The sequence below is a fragment of the Promicromonospora xylanilytica genome (assembly GCF_054782895.1).
The window spans coordinates 210,466-225,559 of the sequence record NZ_BAAGRP010000003.1 but is presented as its reverse complement, the minus strand read 5'-3'; the positions used below and the strand labels follow the sequence as shown (position 1 = coordinate 225,559).

General features: G+C 71.0%; 16 protein-coding genes. 2 read left to right on the top strand and 14 right to left on the bottom strand.

What is annotated here, in order from left to right; translation table 11 throughout:
* Positions 1 to 19: 19 nt before the first annotated feature.
* The 4 genes from ACYVK7_RS04675 to ACYVK7_RS04660 all read right to left on the bottom strand — a co-directional run bounded on the left by ACYVK7_RS04675 (position 20) and on the right by ACYVK7_RS04660 (position 2,464).
* Positions 20 to 616 (bottom strand): TetR/AcrR family transcriptional regulator, encoded by a 597-nt coding sequence (locus tag ACYVK7_RS04675; RefSeq protein ID WP_460886515.1) that lies wholly within the window; start codon positions 614 to 616, stop codon positions 20 to 22.
* Complete coding sequence (gene ispF / locus ACYVK7_RS04670; RefSeq protein WP_460886514.1) at positions 613 to 1,161, bottom strand: 2-C-methyl-D-erythritol 2,4-cyclodiphosphate synthase; 549 nt, start codon at positions 1,159 to 1,161, stop codon at positions 613 to 615. Before ispF ends, ACYVK7_RS04675 begins: the two co-directional genes overlap by 4 nt.
* Positions 1,158 to 1,874, bottom strand: a complete 717-nt coding sequence (ispD, locus tag ACYVK7_RS04665) for a 2-C-methyl-D-erythritol 4-phosphate cytidylyltransferase (protein WP_460886513.1) — start codon at positions 1,872 to 1,874, stop codon at positions 1,158 to 1,160. Before ispD ends, ispF begins: the two co-directional genes overlap by 4 nt.
* Before the next feature lie 107 nt (positions 1,875 to 1,981).
* Positions 1,982 to 2,464, bottom strand: a complete 483-nt coding sequence (locus ACYVK7_RS04660) for a CarD family transcriptional regulator (RefSeq protein ID WP_020017968.1) — start codon at positions 2,462 to 2,464, stop codon at positions 1,982 to 1,984.
* A 305-nt stretch (positions 2,465 to 2,769) separates the two neighbouring features.
* On the opposite strand from ACYVK7_RS04660, the gene ACYVK7_RS04655 reads away from it, so the two are divergent.
* Complete coding sequence (locus tag ACYVK7_RS04655) at positions 2,770 to 3,294, top strand: hypothetical protein (RefSeq protein WP_460886512.1); 525 nt, start codon at positions 2,770 to 2,772, stop codon at positions 3,292 to 3,294.
* Positions 3,295 to 3,383: 89 nt separating this feature from the next.
* Here ACYVK7_RS04655 and pstB read toward each other — a convergent pair whose 3' ends face one another.
* The 7 genes from pstB to ACYVK7_RS04620 all read right to left on the bottom strand — a co-directional run bounded on the left by pstB (position 3,384) and on the right by ACYVK7_RS04620 (position 10,800).
* Positions 3,384 to 4,163: a phosphate ABC transporter ATP-binding protein PstB gene (gene pstB, locus ACYVK7_RS04650; RefSeq protein ID WP_460886511.1), complete on the bottom strand. Its 780-nt coding sequence runs from the start codon at positions 4,161 to 4,163 to the stop codon at positions 3,384 to 3,386.
* 51 nt (positions 4,164 to 4,214) lie between these two features.
* Positions 4,215 to 5,165, bottom strand: a complete 951-nt coding sequence (gene pstA, locus ACYVK7_RS04645; RefSeq protein WP_460886510.1) for a phosphate ABC transporter permease PstA — start codon at positions 5,163 to 5,165, stop codon at positions 4,215 to 4,217.
* The gene (gene pstC, locus ACYVK7_RS04640; RefSeq protein ID WP_460886509.1) at positions 5,165 to 6,157 is read right to left on the bottom strand and encodes a phosphate ABC transporter permease subunit PstC; all 993 of its coding nucleotides are present in this window, start codon (positions 6,155 to 6,157) and stop codon (positions 5,165 to 5,167) included. The genes pstA and pstC overlap by 1 nt, the downstream gene beginning before the upstream one ends.
* Positions 6,158 to 6,296: 139 nt before the next feature.
* Positions 6,297 to 7,397: a phosphate ABC transporter substrate-binding protein PstS gene (locus tag ACYVK7_RS04635; protein WP_460886508.1), complete on the bottom strand. Its 1,101-nt coding sequence runs from the start codon at positions 7,395 to 7,397 to the stop codon at positions 6,297 to 6,299.
* Positions 7,398 to 7,574: 177 nt separating this feature from the next.
* Complete coding sequence (gene pstS / locus ACYVK7_RS04630; RefSeq protein ID WP_460886507.1) at positions 7,575 to 8,750, bottom strand: phosphate ABC transporter substrate-binding protein PstS; 1,176 nt, start codon at positions 8,748 to 8,750, stop codon at positions 7,575 to 7,577.
* Positions 8,751 to 8,866: 116 nt separating this feature from the next.
* A complete protein-coding gene (locus ACYVK7_RS04625; protein WP_460886506.1) occupies positions 8,867 to 9,565 on the bottom strand; it encodes a response regulator transcription factor in 699 nt (232 codons plus the stop codon).
* Positions 9,562 to 10,800: a sensor histidine kinase gene (locus tag ACYVK7_RS04620; protein WP_460886505.1), complete on the bottom strand. Its 1,239-nt coding sequence runs from the start codon at positions 10,798 to 10,800 to the stop codon at positions 9,562 to 9,564. Before ACYVK7_RS04620 ends, ACYVK7_RS04625 begins: the two co-directional genes overlap by 4 nt.
* A 275-nt stretch (positions 10,801 to 11,075) precedes the next feature.
* On the opposite strand from ACYVK7_RS04620, the gene phoU reads away from it, so the two are divergent.
* Positions 11,076 to 11,723, top strand: a complete 648-nt coding sequence (gene phoU, locus ACYVK7_RS04615; protein WP_460886504.1) for a phosphate signaling complex protein PhoU — start codon at positions 11,076 to 11,078, stop codon at positions 11,721 to 11,723.
* 98 nt (positions 11,724 to 11,821) lie between these two features.
* Here phoU and ACYVK7_RS04610 read toward each other — a convergent pair whose 3' ends face one another.
* The 3 genes from ACYVK7_RS04610 to ACYVK7_RS04600 form a co-directional block, all read right to left on the bottom strand.
* On the bottom strand, positions 11,822 to 12,562 hold the full coding sequence (locus ACYVK7_RS04610) for a phosphoglyceromutase (protein WP_460886503.1): 741 nt from the start codon (positions 12,560 to 12,562) through the stop codon (positions 11,822 to 11,824).
* Between the two features lie 72 nt (positions 12,563 to 12,634).
* Positions 12,635 to 13,969 carry a D-inositol-3-phosphate glycosyltransferase gene (gene mshA, locus ACYVK7_RS04605; protein WP_460886502.1) on the bottom strand — a complete coding sequence of 445 codons (1,335 nt, stop codon included), beginning with the start codon at positions 13,967 to 13,969 and terminating at the stop codon, positions 12,635 to 12,637.
* A complete protein-coding gene (locus ACYVK7_RS04600; RefSeq protein ID WP_460886501.1) occupies positions 13,969 to 15,042 on the bottom strand; it encodes a lactonase family protein in 1,074 nt (357 codons plus the stop codon). Before ACYVK7_RS04600 ends, mshA begins: the two co-directional genes overlap by 1 nt.
* Positions 15,043 to 15,094: the final 52 nt, after the last annotated feature.

Here is a 15,094-nt window from a genome sequence, read left to right as displayed (position 1 = left end):
ACAGAGCTGGGCAGCCCGGTCAGGGCTCCATCTCGTCGAACACGTCGCGAGCCAGCACGGCGAAGCCCTCGCGTGCAGCCTCGTCGTCCTGGTCCACCATCCACGCGAGCTCGATACCGTCGATCCGGAGCGCCGTCATCCGCGCCAGCGTGCCGACCTCGGTGCGGTACTTGACGCCCGCGACGTCGGCGAGGCGCTGCAGGTACTCCCTGGTCATCGCGATGCTCTGCTTGAGGTGCGCCTGCGCGACCTCGCGCAGCACCGGTGTCCTGGCGCCCGAGACGGCGAACTCGAAGGTCAGCAGCCGCATGTGCTGGTTCTGCTTGAGACCGACCAGCAGCGCCTCGACGGTACCCCGCACCAGGGCCCCCCGGTCCGGCCCGACGTCCAGCGCGGCGAGCACCGGCTCGGAGGCCCGCATCGCGATGGCGCGCCCCATGGCGCGCAGCATCGCGTCCTTGTCGTCGAAGCAGTAGTGCACGGTGCCGAGGGAGATCCCGGCCTCCTGCGCGACCCTGCGCACGGTCACCGACTCGACACCCTCGCGCATCGCGACGCTCAGCCCGGCCTCGACGATCTCGGCCCGCCGCTCGTCGAGCGGCTTGCGCTTGTTCATCGCTGCCCCCCGGGATCGGGTACGACGAGTGCCGTCGCGATGGCCGCGACGCCCTCACCGCGCCCCGTCAGACCGAGCGCGTCGGTGGTGGTCGCGGTCAACGAGACGGGCGCGCCGGCGGCGGCGGACATGGCCGCCTGCGCCTCGTCGCGCCGCGTTCCGACCCGCGGATGGTTTCCGATCACCTGAACTGCCACGTTACCGATCATGTACCCCGCAGCCCGAACGCGCCTTGCGGCCTCGGCGAGCAGGGTGGTCCCCGAGGCCCCCTCCCACTCGGGACGACCGGTCCCGAAGTGCGAACCGAGGTCACCGAGGGCCGACGCCGAGAACAGCGCGTCCGCCGCGGCGTGCGCCGCGACGTCGGCGTCGGAGTGCCCGGCCAGCCCGCGCTCCCCCGGCCAGTGCAGGCCGCCGAGCCACATCTCGCGGCCGGACCCGTCGGGCGCGAACGCGTGCACGTCGACCCCGATGCCCGTGCGGGGCAGCGGATAGGCCACCTGGGCCGGTCGTGCGGGGTCCGGTGCGCTGGACGGGTCGGTCATGCGTTGGTCTCCTGCAGCACGAGGGTCGCGAGCCACACGTCGCGTTCGGTGGTGATCTTGAAGGCCGCCGCGTCCCCGGCGACCATGTGGACGTGCTCGCCGAGGGCCTCGACGAGGCCGGCATCGTCCGTCGCCGCCAGGTGCTCCGCGACGGCCCGGTCCGCACCCGTGCGGTGCGCACGGACGAGCAGGTCGCGAGCGAAGCCCTGGGGGGTCTGGACGGCGCGCAGCATCGAGCGGTCAGGGGTGCCCGTGACCAGCTCCGCGTCGCCGTCGGGCCGCACCTGCTTGACCGTGTCGGTGACGGGCAGCCCCGGCACGACGGCGCCGTGCCCGCCGCGGACCGCGGCGACGACCCGGCGGACGAGGTCCGGCGGCACGAGGGGACGCGCCGCGTCGTGCACCAGCACCACGTCGTCACCCGGACGCGCGAGCGCCAGCCCCGCGGCGACCGACGCCTGGCGGGTGGGGCCGCCGTCGGTCACCTGGACGGGAATCCCTACGTGTGGATCGTCGGCCAGGAGGTCGCTCATGACCTCGACCAGGCCGTCCGGCGCGGTGACCACGAGGGAGTCCACGACGCCCGACGCCGCGAGGCGTCGTGCGGCGTGGAGCACCAGCGGAAAGCCTTCGAGCTCTACCAGAGCCTTCGGCAGGTCGCGCCCTAGTCGGGATCCCGAGCCGGCGGCCGTCAGGATTGCAAGGGTCGTCATCTCGTAGCGGGTCCCCACAGGATCATGATTGAAGCGAAGGATCCCGTGGGGCGCGAGCACCGGGTCCTGACTGGTACGTCAGACGTGCGAGGGATCCTGTGGGTAAGTCAGGAAGCGAGGACCTCGTCGAGGATCGCTTCCGCCTTCTCCTCTTCGGTGTGCTCGGCCAGAGCGAGCTCGGACACGAGGATCTGGCGGGCCTTGGCCAGCATGCGCTTCTCCCCCGCGGAGAGGCCGCGGTCGGCGTCCCGGCGGGACAGGTCACGGACGACCTCTGCCACCTTGATGACGTCGCCGGACGCAAGCTTCTCGAGGTTCGCCTTGTACCGGCGCGACCAGTTGGTGGGCTCTTCGGTGTACGGCGCACGCAGCACCTCGAACACGCGGTCGAGACCCTCTTGGCCAACGACATCGCGCACGCCAACCAGGTCGACGTTCTCCGCCGGGACCTCGATGGTGAGGTCGCCCTGGGCGACCTTGAGCTTGAGGTACATCTTTTCTTCGCCGCGAATCTTGCGGGTCTTGATCTCTTCGATCAGCGCCGCGCCATGGTGCGGGTAGACAACCGTCTCGCCTACTGTGAACGTCATCTGCAGATGTCCCCTTTCCCTGAAACCAGGTTACCACGGCGTGATCTCAAGAAGTTGCGGGCTTGGCGTTGACAGGATAGGGGCCGGGATTGCGTTTCCGCAGGTCAGCGCTCTGTCGACGGGGTAGTTCGAGGTGCTCGCGACCACACCACCACCGGTCGGATCGTTCCGGAGCCGTGACCGTTGCCACCCCCTGACCGGGCATTTCGCCATCCGAGGGCGATGCGCGGGTTCATGCCCGGGACCATTAGGATGTGGCGGGGATCCGACCCCCACCCGAACCATCGAACACCAGGGAGTTCATCGTGTCCCGTCGCGCCACCGCCGCCCGAGGCGCCCGCACCATCGCTCTCGCGGCGGTCTCCGCCACGGGGGCCCTCCTCCTGGCGGGCTGCGCCCCGAGCACCACGACGCTGAACTACGACCCCTCCGACGGGGTCGGCGTCACCGTCGCCGGCGCGGACGCGCTGCGCGGCATCAACCTGATGGTCGTGGGAACCGCCGAGGGCGAGCCGGGCAACCTCCTCGGTGCGCTCACCAACGGGACCCAGGACGACGCGTCGTTCACGCTGGAGACCCCGGACGGCTCGCCCGTCACCGTGGAGGTTCCCGCCGGCGACACCGTCTACCTGGGCACCGAGACCGGGGAGAGCGTCCAGATCGACACGGTGAGCGCGCCTCCGGGCAGCTACGTCGACGCGACGCTTGCCGCCGCCGGCGGGTCCACGGAGTTCAAGCTGCCCATCCTCGACGGCACGCTCCCGGAGTACGCGGACAGCCTGCCCAGCGCCGCGGCGTCCGCCTCGCCGTCGGCCAGCCCCACGGAGTGATCAGCACCCTCCCGGCATGACGAAGCCGGTGGGTGCGGCGTGGTCCCCCACGCCGCACCCACCGGCTTCGTCGTCCGGTCAGGCGGTGGTCACCCGAAGCGGCCCGAGACGTAGTCCTCGGTGGCCTTCTCCGCCGGGGAGGAGAAGATCGTCGCGGTGTCGTTCATCTCGATGAGACGGCCGGGCTTGCCGGTGCCCGCGATGTTGAAGAACGCCGTACGGTCGCTCACACGCGCCGCCTGCTGCATGTTGTGCGTGACGATGACGATCGTGTAGTCCTTCTTGAGCTCCTGGATGAGGTCCTCGATCGCCAGCGTGGAGATCGGGTCCAGGGCCGAGCACGGCTCGTCCATGAGCACCACCTGCGGCTTCACCGCGATGGCGCGGGCGATGCACAGGCGCTGCTGCTGGCCGCCCGACAGGCCGGAGCCCGGCCGGTCCAGGCGGTCCTTGACCTCGTTCCAGAGGTTGGCGCCCCGCAGGGAGGACTCGACCAGGTCGTCGGCGTCGGACTTGGAGATCTTGCGGTTGTTCAGCTTGACGCCCGCCAGCACGTTGTCCTTGATCGACATCGTGGGGAACGGGTTGGGGCGCTGGAACACCATGCCGATGTTGCGGCGAACCGCCACCGGGTCGACGTCGTCGCCGTACAGGTCGACGCCCTCGAGCTCGACCTTGCCCTCGACGTAGGCCCCGGGGATCACCTCGTGCATGCGGTTGAGGGTGCGGAGGAAGGTCGACTTGCCGCAGCCCGACGGGCCGATGAAGGCCGTCACGGACTTGGGGTCGACGGTCATGGAGACGCCCTCGACAGCACGGAAGTCGCCGTAGTAGATGTTGACGTCCTTGACGTCGATGCGCTGGGCCATCGTGAAGTTCCTTCGGGCTGTGGCTTCGGGTGAGCTGAGCTGTGGTCGGGGTCAGCGGGTCTTCGGTGCGAACCAGCGGTTCACGAGGCGGCCGGCGATGTTGAGGATCATCACGATCGCGATCAGCGTCAGGGCCGCGCCCCAGGCGTTCTGCATGGCGATGTCCGCCACGCAGCCTGCCTGGTCCTCGCGGCACGTCGCAAGGCCCTGGCTGTACTGCCGATAGATGAACACCGGCAGCGTCATCATGCGTCCGTCGGTGGCGTCGAAGTTGATGGAGTCGGTCACACCCACCGCGACGAGCAGGGGTGCCGTCTCACCGATGACGCGGGCCACGGCCAGCAGCACACCGGTGGTCAGACCGGCCACGGAGGTGCGGAGCACGACCCGCACGATCGTGAGCCACTTGGGCACACCCAGCGCGTACGCCGCCTCACGCAGCTCGTTGGGGACGAGCTTGAGCATCTCCTCGCAGGACCGCACCACCACGGGGATCATGAGCAGGGAGAGCGCGACCGCACCCATGAGCCCGAACCGCGCCCCCGGGCCGAAGAAGATGGTGAACAGCGAGACCGCGAAGAGGCCGGCGACGATCGACGGGATACCCGTCATGACGTCCACGAAGAACGTCACCGAGCGGGCCAGCGGACCGCGGCCGTACTCGACCAGGTAGATCGCCACGAGGATGCCGATCGGCACCGAGATGACGGTGGCCCACCCGGTGATGATCAGCGTGCCCATCACCGCGTGGTAGATGCCGCCGCTCGGGTCGCCGCCGAAGATCCCGCGCATCGAGTACGAGAGGAACTCGAGACTGATGCGGCCGGCACCGTTGAACAGCACGGTCCACAGCAGCGAGGCCAGCGGCAGCATCGCGAGCACGAACGCCGACCAGATGAGCACCGTCATCGCGCGGTCGACGCGCCGGCGGCGCGGTTCGGCGGTGGTCAGAAGAGCGCGTACACGCTCGGTGGCGTCCACGGTCGACAGGTCGGCGCTCATCAGTTGGCCCCCGAGAAGTCCTTGCGGCGGGCCACGATGGCCCGGGCGGCCATGTTCACCGCCAGCGTGATCACGAACAGCGTCAGACCGGTGGCGATCAGCGCGTTGACGGCGAGGCCGCTGGCCTCCGGGAAGTCCAGGGCGATGTACGCCGCGATGGTCTGCTGCTGCGCGGCCTGGAAGATCTTGAACGAGTAGAGGAAGCCGGGCGAGAGGATCATCAGCACGGCCATGGTCTCGCCGAGCGCGCGGCCGAGGCCCAGCATCGCGGCGGAGATCACACCGGACTGCCCGAACGGCAGCACGGCGGTGCGGATCATCTCCCACCGGGTGGCACCGAGCGCGAGCGCCGCCTCCTCGTGCAGCTTGGGGGTCTGCAGGAAGACCTCTCGGGAGACCGCTGTGATGATCGGCAGGATCATCACGGCGAGCACCACGGCGACGGTCGCCAGCACGCGCGCCGTCGGCGACGCCTCACCGGCGAAGAGCGGGATCCAGCCGAGGTACTGGTTCAGCCAGGTCCACAGGGGCCCGACGGCGGGGGCGAGCACCGCGATGCCCCACAGGCCGTAGACCACCGAGGGGATCGCCGCCAGCAGGTCCACCAGGTAGCCCAGCGCCTGGGCGAGCCGGCGCGGCGCGTAGTGCGAGATGAACAGCGCGATGCCCATCGCCACCGGCGTCGCCATGAGCAGCGCCAGCACGGCGGCGAGCAGGGTGCCGAAGACCAGCGGACCGACGTAGGCGACGAACGAGGTGTCGTCGGGGTACCGCGGCACCGCGTCGGCGAGCTCCGCGGAGCTCGCGGTGATGGCGGGCCACGCGCGGGCGATCAGGAAGAGGGCGACCGCAGCCAGGGTCGCGAGAATGAGGGCGCCGGCACCAGTGGTGATCCAGCGGAAGATCCGGCTGAAGCCCCGCTCGGTGTCGCCGCTCGACCGGCGGGACCGCACGGGCGCCGGTGCAGCGGGTGGGCTGTCAGTGGTGGTCACAGATGGTCCTCGGCTCGTCGTGTCTGTGTGAGTTCAAGCCTGGCATGGCCGTGCCGGTGGCCGGGCCACGAGATCCTGAGCCTCGCACGGCCCGGCCACCGGCCGGGTAATGGTACTTCCGGTACTTCTCGTGCCTGCGTCAGCCGGCCGTGATGGCCTCGACCGACGGGAGGAACTGCTCGGTCAGCGACGTCGGGAGCGGCGCGGAGCCGGCCGAGTCGGCAGCGGCCTTCTGGCCGTCCTCGCTCAGGATGTAGGTGTAGAGGCCCTTGACCAGGTCCGCGGTGGCCGCGTCCTCGTAGGTGGCGCAGGCCAGGTGGTACGAGACCAGGACGATCGGGTAGGTGCCCGCGATGTCACGCTTGAGGTCGTAGGCGAAGACGTGCTCGCTGGTGCCCTCGACGCGCGGCGAGCCCTCGACCACGGCGGCAGCGGCCTCGGGGCTGTACTCGACGAACTCGTCGCCGACGCCCACGGCGACCGTACCCAGGTCAGCGATCTGCGAGGCGTCGGCGTAGGTGATGGTGCCCTCGCCGGCCGCCGTGGCGCTGACCACACCGGAGGTGCCCTGCGCGGACTCCTGGCCCTTGACGGGCCAGATGCCCTCGGGCTCGTAGGTCCACACGTCCGGGACCACCGTGTGCAGGTACTCCTGGAAGTTCTCCGTGGTACCCGAGTCGTCCGAGCGGTGCACGACCGTGATGTCCGTGCTGGGCAGCTCGGCGTCCGGGTTGTCGTCGGCGATCGCCTTGTCGTCCCACTTCTTGATGTCGCCGTTGAAGACCTTGGCGATCGTCTCGGCGGACATGTTCAGCGTGTCGACGCCCTCGAGGTTGAAGGCGACGGCCACCGGGGAGATGTAGGCCGGGTACTCGATGACGCCGCCCTCACCGCACTGCGCCTCGGCGGCAGCCAGCTCCTCGTCGTCCAGCGCGGCGTCCGAGCCGGCGAAGGGGAACGCGCCGGAGGCGAAGTTCTCGCGGCCGCCACCGGAACCGACCGGGTCGTAGTTCACGGTGACGTCCGGGTTCTGGCTCTGGAAGCCGGCACGCCAGGCCTCCATCGCGGACTCCTGCGACGACGCGCCGCCGCCGCTGAGCTCTCCGGAGAGGCCCATGCCGGACTCAGAACCTTCGCCGCTGGGGTCGGCACCCGGGTCGGACCCGCAGGCTGCGAGGCTCAGCGCGAGCGCGCCCACCATGACAGCGGAGCCAACGCGGGGGAATCGGCTGATCTTCACGTGTCGTTCCATCCTGTTCAAGTCGTACGCGCGGCGATCGCCGGCGCGTCAGTCGGGACGCTAGGCAGGTGGAGTGACCTGCTCACCAGATATAGGTAAACGGAAGGTGAACAAGGCCGCGTGGAGCGGGTGATCCGCACCACCTCCACCATGGCACGCCCTGGCGTCGTCCACCCGTCAGGCCGGCCCGTCGGGCTGGTCCTCCGCCTGGTCGACCGACTGGTCGTCCGGGCGGTCCTGGGTCAGGTAGATGGCATCGGCGGCCTCGGAGATCCACTCCTGGAGGTCGCTCGAGATGACCGCGCTGCCTGCCGCGGCGGCCGCGCGATCCTGCCCGTCCGCGGAGGCGACGTACTCGACGAACTCCTTGACGAACCGCCCCTTCGCCTTGTCCTCGTACCGCGAGCACACGACGAGGTAGGAGACGAGCACCATGGGGTAGGCGAAGGGCTTGTCGACCTTGCGGTCGAGGACGAACGCCAGGTCGTGCTCGTAGCGGTTCTCGATCCGCGGCGAGACGTCGACGACGGCGGCCGCCGCGTCGGCGCTGTAGGGCACGTACTCCTCGCCCACCTTGAGGGCGACGCGCCCGAGGTCCGCTGTCGCGGAGGCATCCGCGTAGGTGATACCGCCCGGCGTCGACCGGACGGTCTCGGTCACCCCACCCGTGCCGTCGGCCGCGAACCCCTCCGGCAGCGGCCACAGGCCGTCCGGCTCGTGGGGCCACGACTGCGGCGCGGTCTGGTGCAGGTAGTCGGCGAAGTTCTCGGTGGTACCGGAGTCGTCGGAACGGTGCACCGGCGTGATCGTCAGCGCGGGCAGCTTGACCTCGGGGTTCACCTCGGCGATCGCCGGGTCGTCCCACCGGGTGATCTCCCCCGTGAAGATCCGCGCGATCAGGTCGGAGGACAGATTCAGCCGGTCGATGCCCTCGAGGTTGAAGGCGACGGCGATCGGGCTGATGTAGACGGGCAGGTCGATGGCGTTCCCGCCGTCGCAGGCCGGCCCGGACGCCGCCATCTCCTCGTCGCTGAGCGCGACGTCGGTGGCGCCGAAGGCCGTCTTGCCCGCGAGGAAGGCCTCGCGCCCGTCACCGGAGCCCACGGAGTCGTACTCGATCACGGCCTCGGGGTGCTGCTCCTGGAAGCCGCTGATCCAGGCCCCCATCGCCGACTCCTGGGACGAGGCACCGGCCCCGACGAAGGACCCGACGACCAGTGGCTCGGTGTCCGCGCTGGGCTCGTCCCCCGCTCCGAGACCCGGCAGCCCGACCCCGCTGCAGGCCGCGAGCGGCAGCACGAGAGCGCCTGCGGTGGCGGTCGAGAGGAGACGGGTGTACAGGGAGGTGCTCACGGATCGCGAAACTACTCACGGGCGGGGCCTCGCGAGCAAACACCAGATGAACGGACGGTGACCTTCGATCGTCTTCACCCGTGACGTGCGACACGTCCGGCCGCACGCCGCGGGCCTCACCCCTCGTCGTCGGCCAGCTTGTAGCCCAGGCCACGCACCGTGAGCAGGTACTTCGGGGTACCCGGGTCCGGCTCGATCTTCGAACGGATGCGCTTCACGTGGACGTCGAGCGTCTTGGTGTCACCCACATAGTCGGCGCCCCAGACGCGGTCGATGAGCTGGCCGCGGGTCAGCACCCGGCCGGCGTTCCGCATCAGCAGCTCGAGCAGGTCGAACTCCTTGAGCGGGAGCGCCACGCTCTCCCCCGACACGGCCACGGTGTGCCGCTCCACGTCCATGCGGACCGGCCCGACCTCGAGCACGCCGTCCTCGTCGTGGTCGGTCGGGTCGGTGGGCTGCCTGCGGCGCAGCACGGCGCGCACGCGGGCCAGCAGCTCCCGGTACGAGTACGGCTTCGTCACGTAGTCGTCGGCGCCGAGCTCCAGGCCCACCACCTTGTCGATCTCGGAGTCCTTGGCCGTCAGCATGATGACCGGCACGTCACCGCGAGCCCGCAGCTCCCTGCACACCTCCGTGCCCGACAGTCCCGGCAGCATCAGGTCGAGCAGCACCAGGTCCGCCCCCTCCGCGTCGTACGCAGCGAGCGCCGAGTTGCCGTCGGCGGCCTCGACCACCTCGAAACCCTCGCGGGTCAGCTGGTACGTCAGCGGGTCCCGGTACGACTCTTCGTCCTCGACAACCAGGATGCGCGTCACGCACCTACCTCCTCGTTCTTCGTGGCCTCGGTGTCCTCGGCCTTGTGCTGGTCCTGCTGGTCCTGGCGCCCCGTGGACGCCGCCGGCGAGCCGGCCGTGTCCGGACGGTCCGCCGACGGGATCCGCAGGGTGAAGGTCGAACCCCGGCCCGGCTCCGACCACATCGTCACGTCGCCACCGTGATCGGCCGCGACGTGCTTGACGATGCTCAGGCCCAGGCCGGTGCCCCCAGTGTCGCGCGAGCGTGCGGGATCCACGCGGTAGAAACGCTCGAAGACTCGGTCCTGCGCGTCCTCCGCGATCCCGACGCCCTGGTCGACCACGGCGATCTCGACCAGGCCGGACCGCTCGTTCACCCCGACTCCGACGCGGCTCGCGGGTCCGGAGTAGGCGACGGCGTTGTCCACCAGGTTGCGGACCGCGGTGACCAGGAGGTTGTGGTCGCCGTAGACCTCGGTGTCCAGGTCGCCGCCCATCGTGATCGCGATGTTCTTGGACTGCGCGGTGGTGCGGGCCCGGTCGACCGCCTCCTCCACGACCTCGCGGATCGGGACCGGGGTCAGCTTCGGCACCGCGCCGGCGCCCTGCAGGCGCGACAGCTCGATGATCTCCTGCACGAGCGCGGAGAGGCGGACCGCCTCGCGCTGCATGCGTTCGGTGAACCGGCGCACGGCGACCGGGTCGTCCGCGGCGTCGGCCACGGTCTCGGCGAGGAGCGCGAGGGCGCCGACCGGCGTCTTGAGCTCGTGGGAGACGTTCACCACGAAGTCCCGGCGGATCGCCTCGACGCGGCGCGCCTCGGTGCGGTCCTCCGCGAGCACCAGCAGCCGTTCGAGGCCGAGCGGTGCCACGCGCACCTGCAGCAGCACCGTGCCCTGGCCCACCGGGCCGCGGGGCAGCTCGAGCTCCTGCTCCCTGATCACGCCGTCGCGTCGCACCAGGGCGACCAGGTCGGTGATCGCAGGGTGCACCAGGGCGTCGTTGCGCACCACGCCCAGCGCGTAGGCGGGCGGCGACGCCCGGATGACCTCGTCCTCGCCGTCGAGGACGACGGCGGCCGAGCGCAGCACCGAGAGCACGCGGACGAGACCCGCGTCGAGCTCGTCGGGTTCGGTCTGGTGCAGGGCATGCTGCTGACGCTCGGAGACGCGGAACGCCACGGTGGCGACCACGCCGACGATCACGCCGAGGATCCCGGCGGCCAGCACCGGTACCCCGGAGATGATTCCGTCCACGGCTCCAGGGTAGGTCGACGTTTCAACCGCAGGTCGACGTCGGCAGGCGCTCGGGCGATCGTGTCGCCTACTGTTCATGTCAGGGAGGAAGAGCGTTAACCTCCCGGTACATCGCGCCGTCGAACCTTGGCGGGTGCGGGCGGTAGCTGTGCCGTGCGCCGTTCCGGTACTCGTCCGGACGGTCGGCCCGGCCGCGCGTCGGCCCCTGCCCGCCCGTCGGCGGCGCGACAGCGGACGCGTATCCGTCCGTGCGCCCCGAGTGCGAGAGGAAACCGATGCGACAGATCTTCGAAGCTGAGCTCCAGCAGGTCGGAGACGACCTGACCGAGATGAGCAGGCTCGTGGAGTCCGCCATCACCCGTGCCGGCACAGCGCTGCTGGAAGCGGATCTCCAGCTTGCTCAGGAGGTGATTGCCTCCGACAAGACCATCGACTCCCTCGAGGACTCCCTCGACACCCGCTGCGTGCACCTGCTGGCGCAGCAGGCCCCGGTCGCCACGGACCTGCGGGTCGTCGTGAGCGCGCTGCGCATGAGCTCGTCCCTCGAGCGCATGGGCGACCTCGCCCGGCACGTGGCGCAGGTGGCCCGTGGGCGCTACCCGGCACAGGCGATCGTGCCGGAGGCCCGGGAGACGTTCGAGAAGATGCACGACGCCGCGGTGCGCGTGGCCCAGCGCACCACCAAGCTGCTCGCCACGCGTGACCTCACGGTGGCCGAGGCCCTGGAGCGGGACGACGACCTGCTCGACGAGCTGCACCAGGAGTCGTTCAACAAGCTCCTGGCGCCCGAGTGGCAGGGCACGGTCCAGGAGGCGGTGGACGTGACGCTCGTGGCTCGTTACTACGAGCGCTTCGGCGACCACGGTGTGTCGGTGGCGCGCCGCGTCACGTTCCTGGTGACGGGCGACTTCCACGACGAGTGACGGTCACCCGGACGGGCTGGTCCCGTCCGGGAACGAGGTGAGGGGCCGGTTCCGTACGGAACCGGCCCCTCACGTCGTTCTCGAGCGGTCTCGCGGCCTCAGCGGCCCTGGTTGGCGACCGCCGCGATGGCGTCCTTCGCCGCTTCCGGGTCGAGGTAGGTGCCGCCCGGCTTCACCGGGGCCAGGGTCTCCTCGTCGAGCTCGTAGAGCAGCGGGATGCCCGTCGGGATGTTCAGCCCGGCGATGGCCTCGTCGGAGACGCCGTCGAGATGCTTGACCAGGGCCCGCAGGGAGTTCCCGTGGGCCGCGACGAGCACGGTCCTGCCGGCCTTGAGGTCGGGCACGATCTCGCTCTCCCAGTACGGCAGCGCGCGCTCGAGCACGAGCTTGAGCGCCTCGGTGCGGACGACCGGGGCGTCGGCGTAGCGGGGGTCGGTGTCCTGGCTGAACTCGGAACCCAGCTCGATCTCGGGCGGCGGCACGTCGTAGGAGCGGCGCCAGAGCATGAACTGCTCCTCGCCGAACTCCTCGAGCGTCTGCTTCTTGTCCTTGCCCTGCAGCGCGCCGTAGTGGCGCTCGTTGAGGCGCCAGCTGCGCTTGACCGGGATCCAGTGCCGGTCCGCGACGTCGAGCGCCAGGTTGGCCGTCATGATCGCGCGACGCAGCAGGGAGGTGTGCAGCACGTCCGGCTCGACGCCGGCCTCCTTCAGGAGCACGCCACCGCGCTTGGCCTCCTCGACGCCCTTCTCGGAGAGGGCGACGTCCACCCATCCGGTGAACAGGTTCTTCGCGTTCCACAGGCTCTCGCCATGGCGAAGCAGCACAAGTTGATAGCTCATGCCTCACATCTTGCCGCACTCTTCCGGGGGCACGAGCACGAGGCCGGTACCGGTCTCAGCCCCTGGACTGCCTTACTCGAGGGGCCGGTTCTCCGCGTGGTGCTTCCGTGCGTCCTCGTAGACGTCGAGCATCTCGGCGGCCGCGCGGTCCCAGCCGAACCGGGCCGCCGACGCGCAGGCGCCGACCGCGAGGCGGGCGCGGAGCGCGTCGTCGTCCAGGAGGCTCTTGAGCACCAGTGCCCAGCTCTCGGGCTCGTGGTCGGGCACGAGCACACCCGAGACGCCGTCCTCGACCACCGTGCGCAGGCCACCCACCGCCGCGGCCACCACCGGGGTGCCCGAGGCCTGCGCCTCCGCGGCGACCAGGCCGAACGACTCGCTGTGGGACGGCACCGCCACGAGGTCGGCCGCGCGGAAGTACTCGGCGAGCGTCCGCTGCGGCACCGGCGGCCGCACCCGCACGTGGGCGGCCACACCCTCCTGGTAGGCGAGCGCCTCGAGCTCCCGGACCGCTGTGGGCCGGCCCGACGCGCCGCCCAGCACCACGAGCAGCGGCGGCTGCCCGCCTCCCTGCGACCAGACGCGCTCACCGAGGGCCCGCACCAGCACGTCGGGCCCCTTGAGCAGCTGCACGCGCCCGGCGAACAGCACGATCCTGCGGTCCGCCGGGAGCCCGAGACGCTCTCGCAGCTCGGCCTGCCGCCGGTCCGGCTCCGCCGGGTCACCGCCGTCGTCCGGGAACGGGGAGAACACCCCGAGGTCCACCCCCGGCTGCACCACGCGCACCCGGGCGGGGTCCGCGCGGTAGTCGCGCACCAGCTCGCCGGCCTCCTGGTCGGTGTTCGCCACCAGGGCGTCCGCCTCCGCGACCACCTGCTCCTCACCGATGATCCGCCCGTGCGGTTCCGGGGTGTCGCCCGGCGCGAGGGATGCGTTCTTGACCCGCGCCATGGTGTGCATGGTGTGGACCAACGGGACGTCCCAGCGTTCCGCGGCGAGCCAGCCCACCTGGCCCGAGAGCCAGTAGTGGGTGTGCAGCACGTCGTACCAGCCCTCCGGGCGGTGCGCCTCGGCGCGCAGCACCCCCGCCGCGAACGCGCACAGCTGCCCGGGGAGGTCGTTCTTGTCCAGCCCTTCGTACGGCCCGGCCGCCACGTGCACCACTCGGATCCCGGGCTCGGCGTCGGTCACCTTGGGCTGGGCCGACGACGTCGCCCGCGTGTAGATCTCCACCTGCGCGCCCCGCCGGGCGAGCGCCCGGGACAGCTCCAGCACGTACACGTTCATGCCGCCCGCGTCGCCAGTGCCCGGCTGCTCGAGCGGCGACGTGTGCACGGAGACCATCGCGATCCGGAGCGGACGGGGCGCGTCCGGCTCGTCGAGGTCCTGCGGCAGGCTGTCGCGCATCATGCCTCCAGGACGCACGCGGGCACGGGCAGCTCCAGTCGGTCGGTGATGTCGCCCTTGCCCGACGCGCGGTCGAGCCGGACCGCGATCAGCTCGTCGGTGTTCTGCGCCGCCACGATCACGAGGCCGCCGTCGGCCAGCACCGCGTGGTGGCGCGGCCAGGCGCCGGCGCCCAGCTCGACGTCGGACACGTTCTCGATGCTCAGGTGCCCGACGGCGCCCTCTGCGCCGGCCTCCGCCGCACGGACCCGCAGCACCGACAGGACGTCCGGGCCGCGTACGCCCACGTGGACCAGGTCACCGGCGACGGTGATGTGCGAGGGGTACCCGGCCGCGCCGTCGGGCATCGTCCGTCCGGTGATCGCCACGGAGCCGACGTGCTCGAGCCGCCCGGGACCGGCCGGGACCAGGACGTGCAGCCGGCAGTCCAGCTCGCCCACGAGCAGGATGGTGCCGTCGGCCAGCTCGACCAGGTGCCGCGGGCCGGTGCCCGGCGGCAGGACGGCGGCGACCTCGCCGCCCGACGGCTCCTGGGCGTCCGATCCCTCGAGGGGGTAGGCACGCAGCTCGTCGGTGCCGAGGTCGGACACCAGCACGCGGTCGCCCCACACGTGCGCGAAGTGGGCGTGCGTCCCCTCCTGCCGGTCGACGACCGGTCCGGACCCCTCGTGCGGGTAGGTGCGCGGCGTGCCGAGCACGCCGTCGGGACCCAGCCCGACGACGGCGGCCGTGCCGTCGCCATAGTTCGCCACCCAGGCGAGGGTGCCGGTCGTCACCACGTGGCACGGGCTCGCGCCGCCCGAGGCGACACTGCCCGCCGGGGCGAGCGTCCCGGCGTCGGACACCCGGAAGGAGCTGAGCACGCCGGCGTCCGCCTCGGTGACCGCGAGCAGTGTGCGGCCGGAGGGGTCCAGCGCCAGGAAGGACGGCGCGGGGACCGGCGCAACGAGCTCACCGCCGGCGAACCGGCCGTTCGGCTCGACGCCGACGCGCCAGATGCCCTCGCCGGCACCGGGGGCGCTCCCCGCCGTCGGATAGGTACCGATCCACAGGGCAGCGGTAGGGATGCTCATGCAGCCAGCCTAATGACGTTTCGACAGTGCTCGGCCGCCGGGACGCACGACG

Excerpts from the sequence above, each read along its gene's own strand:
- ACYVK7_RS04675 (WP_460886515.1), bottom strand. The coding sequence starts at position 616 with ATGAACAAGCGCAAGCCGCTCGACGAGCGGCGGGCCGAGATCGTCGAG.
- ispF (WP_460886514.1), bottom strand. The coding sequence starts at position 1,161 with ATGACCGACCCGTCCAGCGCACCGGACCCCGCACGACCGGCCCAGGTG.
- ispD (WP_460886513.1), bottom strand. The coding sequence starts at position 1,874 with ATGACGACCCTTGCAATCCTGACGGCCGCCGGCTCGGGATCCCGACTA.
- ACYVK7_RS04660 (WP_020017968.1), bottom strand. The coding sequence starts at position 2,464 with ATGACGTTCACAGTAGGCGAGACGGTTGTCTACCCGCACCATGGCGCG.
- pstB (WP_460886511.1), bottom strand. The coding sequence starts at position 4,163 with ATGGCCCAGCGCATCGACGTCAAGGACGTCAACATCTACTACGGCGAC.
- pstA (WP_460886510.1), bottom strand. The coding sequence starts at position 5,165 with ATGAGCGCCGACCTGTCGACCGTGGACGCCACCGAGCGTGTACGCGCT.
- phoU (WP_460886504.1), top strand. The coding sequence starts at position 11,076 with ATGCGACAGATCTTCGAAGCTGAGCTCCAGCAGGTCGGAGACGACCTG.
- ACYVK7_RS04610 (WP_460886503.1), bottom strand. The coding sequence starts at position 12,562 with ATGAGCTATCAACTTGTGCTGCTTCGCCATGGCGAGAGCCTGTGGAAC.
- mshA (WP_460886502.1), bottom strand. The coding sequence starts at position 13,969 with ATGCGCGACAGCCTGCCGCAGGACCTCGACGAGCCGGACGCGCCCCGT.
- ACYVK7_RS04600 (WP_460886501.1), bottom strand. The coding sequence starts at position 15,042 with ATGAGCATCCCTACCGCTGCCCTGTGGATCGGTACCTATCCGACGGCG.